The sequence below is a fragment of the Shewanella sp. YLB-07 genome (assembly GCF_009377275.1).
In genome coordinates this window covers 1-7,872 of sequence record NZ_VOQB01000031.1, presented here as the reverse complement: position 1 = coordinate 7,872, position 7,872 = coordinate 1, and the positions used below count along the sequence as shown (strand labels likewise).

The 7,872-nt window shown below is 39.3% G+C and carries 10 protein-coding genes; 7 read left to right on the top strand and 3 right to left on the bottom strand.

Annotation, left to right across the window (positions count from 1 at the left end; all coding sequences use genetic code 11):
• Window positions 1-211 precede the first annotated feature (211 nt).
• From FS373_RS32380 to FS373_RS31265, 3 genes are all read right to left on the bottom strand, one after another.
• On the bottom strand, window positions 212-748 hold the full coding sequence (locus FS373_RS32380; protein WP_227993456.1) for a hypothetical protein: 537 nt from the start codon (window positions 746-748) through the stop codon (window positions 212-214).
• Window positions 749-781: 33 nt separating this feature from the next.
• Entirely contained in the window at window positions 782-2,011 is a 1,230-nt protein-coding gene (locus FS373_RS31270; protein ID WP_152831548.1) for a hypothetical protein, read from the bottom strand.
• A 111-nt stretch (window positions 2,012-2,122) separates the two neighbouring features.
• Window positions 2,123-2,386 carry a hypothetical protein gene (locus FS373_RS31265; RefSeq protein ID WP_152831546.1) on the bottom strand — a complete coding sequence of 88 codons (264 nt, stop codon included), beginning with the start codon at window positions 2,384-2,386 and terminating at the stop codon, window positions 2,123-2,125.
• Window positions 2,387-3,092: 706 nt separating this feature from the next.
• Here FS373_RS31265 and FS373_RS31260 point away from each other — a divergent pair.
• The 7 genes from FS373_RS31260 to FS373_RS31230 all read left to right on the top strand — a co-directional run bounded on the left by FS373_RS31260 (window position 3,093) and on the right by FS373_RS31230 (window position 7,671).
• Entirely contained in the window at window positions 3,093-3,416 is a 324-nt protein-coding gene (locus FS373_RS31260) for a hypothetical protein (RefSeq protein ID WP_152831544.1), read from the top strand.
• Between the two features lie 8 nt (window positions 3,417-3,424).
• Window positions 3,425-3,667, top strand: coding sequence for a hypothetical protein (locus tag FS373_RS32375; protein WP_152831543.1), 243 nt, complete (start codon window positions 3,425-3,427; stop codon window positions 3,665-3,667).
• A gap of 105 nt (window positions 3,668-3,772) precedes the next feature.
• Entirely contained in the window at window positions 3,773-4,093 is a 321-nt protein-coding gene (locus tag FS373_RS31250) for a PapB/FocB family fimbrial expression transcriptional regulator (RefSeq protein ID WP_152831541.1), read from the top strand.
• Window positions 4,090-5,064, top strand: coding sequence for a phage N-6-adenine-methyltransferase (locus FS373_RS31245; RefSeq protein ID WP_152831539.1), 975 nt, complete (start codon window positions 4,090-4,092; stop codon window positions 5,062-5,064). The genes FS373_RS31250 and FS373_RS31245 overlap by 4 nt, the downstream gene beginning before the upstream one ends.
• Window positions 5,061-6,614: a DNA cytosine methyltransferase gene (locus FS373_RS31240; RefSeq protein WP_152831537.1), complete on the top strand. Its 1,554-nt coding sequence runs from the start codon at window positions 5,061-5,063 to the stop codon at window positions 6,612-6,614. The genes FS373_RS31245 and FS373_RS31240 overlap by 4 nt, the downstream gene beginning before the upstream one ends.
• 10 nt (window positions 6,615-6,624) lie before the next feature.
• Entirely contained in the window at window positions 6,625-6,873 is a 249-nt protein-coding gene (locus tag FS373_RS31235; RefSeq protein ID WP_152831536.1) for a hypothetical protein, read from the top strand.
• 534 nt (window positions 6,874-7,407) lie between these two features.
• Window positions 7,408-7,671, top strand: coding sequence for a hypothetical protein (locus FS373_RS31230; RefSeq protein ID WP_152831534.1), 264 nt, complete (start codon window positions 7,408-7,410; stop codon window positions 7,669-7,671).
• Window positions 7,672-7,872: the final 201 nt, after the last annotated feature.

Sequence of the window (7,872 nt, the reverse complement as noted above, 5' to 3'; positions counted from 1 at the left end):
TTAGAAAGCGGAAAAACTACAAGATCACAGAGCAACATTTACACTGGGCAATGATTGAATATATTAAGAAAATTCACTGTGCTGGGATGCCTCAATTATGAGGGGATCCCCCAGCGCCCTGTTAAGGGGAAAATTGTAGTTGGCTAAAATGTGAAGCGGAGCGAAACCAGCCAACTGTAATTTGTCCCGCTTGAACAGCTTGTTATATGTACTATTGCATTAAAATGTCGGATAGGAATTTAATACTATTAATTTCGACTTTATCTTCAGATGATTGCAAAGCCAATTGAACATGAGCAAGACCAGTAGAAAATGTAACTGGTACTTGATAAATAGCATAAGTAACGCTTGGACTATCAATTGGGGAAAGAGTTTTCCAATTTTGAAGCTCTGCTTTTCCAATTGACTGAAACTCACCTAGTTTAGAAAACTGATTAAGATATAAAGTCCATTGCTCTGGTGTTGCTCCGTTAAAACCATCCTCAGACATTAACTCTTGATAAGAAGATTGCTCCCATGAGGTTAATTTCGGAATTGCTTTAGCAATATAGGGTTCGAATACTACTTCTTTATCTATTGTATTGATTGATGTCACAACCCCGATTCCAATAAAAAATATAACAACACTTAAAAAACCGAAACCTAGATATTTGAAGAACTTTTTCACCACAACTCCTTGTACATATAACGCCTCGTTAAGCGGCGAAAAATAGTTGGCTACAATTTGTGAGGCACGAACAAAAGCCAACTGTTTTTTGTCCGTTTAAACGACTTGTTATACCTATTTTCCGCGATTTAAGATGACTTGTACTTCTTTTAATGTATGAGAGCCATTTAATACTCTTCTCATGCTTCCATAGTTCAAGCCTTGCACATTCATGAAGCAAAATATTCCTTTAGAAAGATAATATTCAATACTCCAAAAGCTACGGTAAGGGATTGAATCATTATCCATATCATAGAAAAAAGTATTAATTTTTTCTTTGTCGTATTCAATCCTAGCTTCATCTACCAAATGAATTCCTGACAAAACTTGCTTTCCACTATAATCATTTTTAATAAATCGTTTATATTCATCATCGACTACTGAGTCATCAGCCTCAAAGAATAAAATAGGGGAAAAATCACTATCAACTTCAGGCAGGTATATTAATAAAGACTTGAACTTAAACCGGTAATCAGTTTGGTTATCTTCAGTGAAAATCGATATTAAATCAGATCCAATTCTTTTAACCTCACCTATTTGGCCAGTATTATGGTTGTTATAAAAATCAGCGCCAAAGGTTAAAGATGAGCTTGTGAGTATGGCCATAACTTGCATTGCAACATTAATATCATCAATAACACGAGCTTCATTCTGTCCCATAGATAAACTACACTGAGAAAATGCCTCAATTAATTTCTCGATAGTTTCTCTCTTGATATCTTTTTTAGTTTCATCTGATTTGTCTAAGTATTTCTGATATTCATCTTTAAATTTCGTATACCCTGAAACACTTGAATAATTGCCTTTTAGTTCTTGCAAGAAAAATGTATCAACCTTATCAATCAAGCCATTAAAAGTATCACTAACATCCTCTTCTTTAATAAAGATTGCACTATGCGTTATTTGATTTCTATACTTTTCTAATTGACTAATTTTAGATAACATCTTCTTATCTAAAACAATGCCACAAAAGCTAGAAAGTCTATCTATGGCTTCTTGCATTGTCACAGTATGTGGTGACTTCTCTGTCTCAAAAATCGAAGATAGTTTTTTTTGCCTTTTTTCTCTAAAAGCTGACTTTAAAGATTTATCAATATCAGAAAACACTAGTAGTTCATTATGATTAATTAGTACTTGTTTAAATAAAATTTCGATTCCATGATTTATAGATAATATTGCATCTTTAAGAGTATAAAAACGTTCCTCTCCACTTCTGTCAATGAAATGCATTTCTTCGTATTTCTTTAGGCTTTCAAAGCCCTTTTTAAGAGAATCAACACCATTCTCAATTAGTGAAATCTTCACAGGCAATCCTATTTAGGTATAACGCCCTGCTAATAAGTGAACCATGTGCTGGCGGGCGATTTGCACAGCAAATGGCATGACAGCCTTGGTGCATCTGAATTTAGCAGCTTGTTAGCTGCAATTCTGCTTTGCAACGTATTTTTGATATATTCCATAACCACCTTGCCAGAATGACAATGCCGATAACAGGAAGATAAAAATAACGAACCCAATAAATGATATAGGCTGAGATTCGGCAGTGATAAATCCACTTTTTGACGGGATATATAGTGTTCCTGTCAGAGCGGCAACGACTATTAAAACAAAAAATACAATAGATACTATAAATTTCCACCAAATCGTAAGCGTTGTTTCGTTTTCCTTAATGAATAACATCAATCCTCCTTGGACAGCTAACATTTGTATATACGGCTTGCGCGTTTTGCCAAGCCATGTTGAGAAAGCGTTCACAGTAAAAAGTCTGAAAAGTTAATTAATAACAACTTATTAAGCATTTACGCTTAAGATTGTATCCAATACACCTAGGGCGAAAAGTGAGTTGCACACTTTGCTTTCCGGTTATCTGAGCTTTTCATGAACGCACACTTTCATCTAACTGAATTTACGCTTCTTTTTCTTTTAACTCAATAGCAAACCGTGAACTGATCGCGCAAAATTATGAGATTAACCGCACAAAACCGATACTACTGTATAAAAGCACAAACATTGGTTAACTAAAGGTTTTCGCTAGACGGAACCCATACCTTTTCGACTGATGAGAAAAAGTATTACAAAGAGGTCAGTGCTGCATAGGACAAATTACTGTAGATAACACATAAATGGGGCAAATCATTTATATACCCCTCTACCAAAGCTAACAGACAACCATTCATTCTGGCTGAAAAAGGGATCAATCTCACCTAGCAAAAAAGGCGTGACCTAACATCACCACCTCTCCTTAGTTCAATATTCTATAAGTACACCCTCAAATCGAAGCGCCCATATCATTTTAAGTTTTACTAAATAAAACTTGACTAATAATTTAAGCTTACTTAAATTTGATTTAAGCAAACCTAAATTTATTACTACTGAGGACAAGGAAATGATTCTAGCAAAAGTACAAACAACACCCAAGCAACGCATTGAGTTTCGTCTTTTAGTCGCGATTCGTTTTGCTTGCTTGATGGCGAAAGCTCAAGGCATATCTCAACCGATAGATTGCCCACGTGTACAACATAGAGTATCTAAATTGGCTAAGTACTTAGCGTATAACCACCCAAGCCAGATATTTCAACAACAGTACATGCATCACGCAGGTGAGCTTGGGCAACTGTTTAGCCTTCGCTATACCGAACCCAAGCAAGGGATAACCGGAGTAATTAGTGTATGGAGTCATCAGACAAACCTACATCAACTAACCGCGTAAGCAGATTGATGAAGCAGGTAAGGCACCAGCAACATTACGACCAACTTCTAGCCGAGCAAGACTTAACATGGGCACTTGAATGGTTCGAAAAACAAATACAAAGCCATCTCCAAGCTATTAAGTGCTGGCCCCATGAACGTGCCACTTTCAACCGTTTAATCGCGTTGAATGAGCAAGCCAAACAAAGAATGATTGAAAAACATAACGCCTTACAAATCCGAGTTTCTCTACAGCTAAGCCAAGGCAGGTAACATGAAAGCATTTACAGCAAATAGTGACCATATCGGCATTACTCATATCAATAACTATGCAGGTCTGTTTAATAGCAATAGAGAGTTCACTATGGTGGAAGCAGCATGAACTACCTCTTGCCTGGTGGCGAACAACCTAAGCGACTGCAGCTGCTACTCCTGCTCACCAAGATCAAATCAGAACCTCAGATAGCAGCATTAACTGAGCATTACGTTAATGGCTTACCCGCCGAACGAGCTGCTGCAAGGTTCATGATTGAAAAATCAAACCTTTCACGCGCACAAACAAGACTCGAAGAAGTCGCCAGCATAATCGAACAGATCAAAGAGATTGATTGGTCTCAGCTCAACGCAGCCCCTCAGTCTAATCAACAAAATTATCAGTTAACTGATGCAAACAATAAACGTGATGGAGTCACACTATGACTGCCAAGAATTCAAAAGCTAAAACTAACCTCTACGTACAGCAACTTGAGCAGCTAAAACAAAAGAAGACACACCTTCTCAAAGAAGTTGGTGATCAATGGCAAACCCCTACCCCTCTATTTTGGGGAATTAACGCTAAATTTGGTCCTTTTGTGCATGATATTTTCACCGATGACCATAACAGTAAATGCCCAAACTTCTACACTGCAGAAGATAACGCACTAGTGCAGGACTGGACCAAAGACTTTGCTGGCGGTATAGGCTTTGCTAACCCACCTTACTCACGCACCTCCTTAGACGATGATAACCAAGCCATCACCGGCATGCGTAAGATAATAGCTAAGGCAATGGCTGAACGTGACAAAGGTGCTAAGTTCGTCTTTGCCATCAAATGTGCACCTTCTGAGGTTTGGTGGCCGGAACAAGCGGATCATGTTTGCTTTGTTCGCGGCCGAATCAGCTTTGAGCTACCGCAGTGGTTTATTCCTGCCAATGAAAAACAGGAAGCCAGTAGTGCAGGTTTCGGCATGGCCATAGTTGTTTTTGACAAAAACTGGACCGGTGAACGCCTAAGCTATATCAGCCGAGATGCATTGGTAAAACAAGGGAAAATGCTACTAGATATGATAGATGCTGCAGCCAAGACCAAAGCAGCTAATTATATACCTACACAGATAACTACCTCTCACAATGATTCAAATACACTTGGACAAAGTGCTCAAATCGACATCGAAGAACAGATAGCGAGAGAACCAGCACAAACTAACAAGAAATCAGGATGGCCCAATGAAGTATTTGATCTAGTCGAAAAGGCTTTTGCTGCTTACCCAGAAAAAATTAGTAATTATCGTCACCGGCACCTCTGCGAACGCGCTAATGAGTTGCTGTTATTACAACACAAACACAGTGATGTATTAACCGAGCTCAACGCCATGCTTGATAAATGTGAACCAATGGGAGAAGTAGCATGAGCGGTCTAATAGTCGATAACTTTGCAGGGGGTGGCGGTGCTTCTGAAGGAATAAGCTGGGCATTAGGTCGTAGTGTTGATATTGCTATTAATCATGACCAAGACGCCATTGCCATGCATTCAGTAAACCACCCAGACACCCTGCACTATTGCGAATCTGTGTTTGACGTGAACCCAGTCCAAGCTACAGCCGGTAAGCCTGTTGATTTGGCTTGGTTCTCGCCTGACTGCAAGCACTTTAGTAAAGCTAAAGGCGGTAAACCCGTAAGTAAACAAATTCGTGGCCTAGCTTGGGTAGTGATCCGTTGGGCGCTGCTGACTCGCCCAAAAGTCATCATGCTAGAAAATGTAGAAGAATTCAAAACGTGGGGCCCATTAGTAGAATGTGAGCAAACCCAAACGGCTAAGCCATGCCCAGAACGTAAAAGTGAAACCTTTAAAGCATTCGTTAATATATTATCGACTGGCATTAATGCAAATCACCCTGCACTAGCTGAGTGTATCGATGTTCTTGGTCTGACAGACATTAGCCAGCTCATAAAAGGTTTAGGTTATAAGGTTGAGTGGCGTGAAATGCGCGCCTGTGACTATGGTTCACCAACCATCCGCAAACGTTTATTTATGGTGGCTCGCTGTGATGGACTCCCTATCGTTTGGCCGCAGCCAACCCACGCAACACCAGGTAGTGATCAGGTGACAAGTGGTGAGTTGCTGCCATACAGAACCGCCGCAGAATGTATCGATTGGTCTCTGCCCTGCAAATCTATCTTTGGCCGTAAAAAATCATTAGCTGAAAACACCATGAAGCGAATAGCCAAAGGCATACAAAAATTCATCATCGATGCCAAAGAACCATTTATTGTACCTAGCCATGACATAGCACCATTTATCACCGAACACGCCAACGCCAGTAGCCAACGAAATATGCCAGTTAATGAACCGCTGCGCACCATTTGTGCTGAAGTTAAAGGCGGTCACTTTGCCGTGGTTCAACCAATCATCGCTGCCGCTAATATCTGTAAGCATTACGGTGGTTACTACTCAGGTTCAGGAGATAGTGTTGAAAAACCACTACCTACTGTAACAACAGTTGACCATAACGCACTCATCACTAGCCACATGATAAAGCTAAGAGGTACCAATATTGGCTTTAAGGCTAACGAACCCGCGCACACCATTACCGCGGGCGGTTTACACCTTGGCGAAGTCAGAGCTTTTTTCATTAAATACTACGGCAACGAACAAGACGGCGTACCGTGTGATCAACCTCTGCACACCATAACCACTAACGACCGATTTGGCTTGGTAATGATAAAAGGCGAACCCTATCAAATCATTGATATTGGTATGCGTATGTTGGAACCACACGAGTTGTTTGCCTGCCAAGGCTTTAAACCTGAATACACCATTAAGGACTACAACGGAAAAACCACCAAAAAACGACAAGTTGCCAGAGTGGGCAACAGCGTGCCACCACAGTTTTCTGAAGCACTTACCCGAGCAAACCTACCCTACATTTGCATTAAAACAATCGCTGCAGCTGCAGCCTAAGGACAAAGCAATGGATTCAACTAAACATCAATCTGAAGATGCACCTATAAAAAACTATTTAATAGATGAAAAACTACTATCAGCCACACAAACCATGAAAATTCTGAGCGTTAGCAGGGCAAAGTTTTACACTAAAGTGGTTAAGGACCCCGACTTTACCCAGATAGTTAAACCGCTGTGTTTAATCCAAAATGGCTTAAAACAATATAGACAGACCGAAATAATTGCATTCATAGAGAGAAAGCAAGAAGTGCATTAACCGGTAAAAGTTCGTTTAGATCTATCTGTCAGTTTTAAAGTCATTATGTGATTAAAACTGACAGTTGCTTTAGGTCGTTATTGTCCCAAAATTAGCTAGGGAAAAATTTTGTTTACATCCTGTTTGTCAGCTTTTGCAATAACTAAGCTAATGTGAGGTGCAAAATACAAGACCTGACCCCGAACTCCACTATAAAAGCTGATGACATAGCCTCACTTTACTACTGTTTATTTACACAGTTATAATAGTGATTGTACCTTTTCGCCACTATATGGGTGGAAAAAGGAAGGCTCTCTAAAGCTAAAACTGCTAAGCAACTGTTTACAGGCAAGTATCCCCTACTGTTAAATCGAAGCACATCACAAATAAGCAAATTCTGGTTTTCACCATAAGAGGTGTTAGCGAAATTGCAGACTCTAACTTCGTAAGACATTGAACTTGTGATCATTTTGGGTTAACTTGTTAACATGAAAACAACTTGGCTGTATGTTCTTATTCGGAATTCAGCCTAATATACTGTTATATGGCAAATCAATGATTGACGATAATTTCAAAGTTAGGCGCTACATCACAGAATTTTGTGAGGAAACAGAAGAGCTGATTGCTGAATACGATTTATCATCTTTTGACCTCGTAAAGTTTCAAAATGAGCTTAACGAGCCAAACAACGAAAATCCAATGTTTGATTGTTACCCTATTAAAAAAGAGAATGTTAAATTCATTGAAAATTACATTAGCAATAATATTGAATGGGATTTCAAAAATAAATCATATTTTGTGGAAGCACATGCCATATAACAAGCTAATTAATAAGGACAAAAAACAGTTGACTGTTTTCGTTCCTCAACATTTTAGCCAACAATTTTTTGCCCATTATTAGGGCGCTGGGGGATCCCCTCATAATTGAGGCATCCCAGCACAGTGAATTTTCTTAATATATTCAATCATTGCCCAGTGTAAATGTTGCTCTGTGATCTTGTAGTTTTTCCGCTTTCTAAC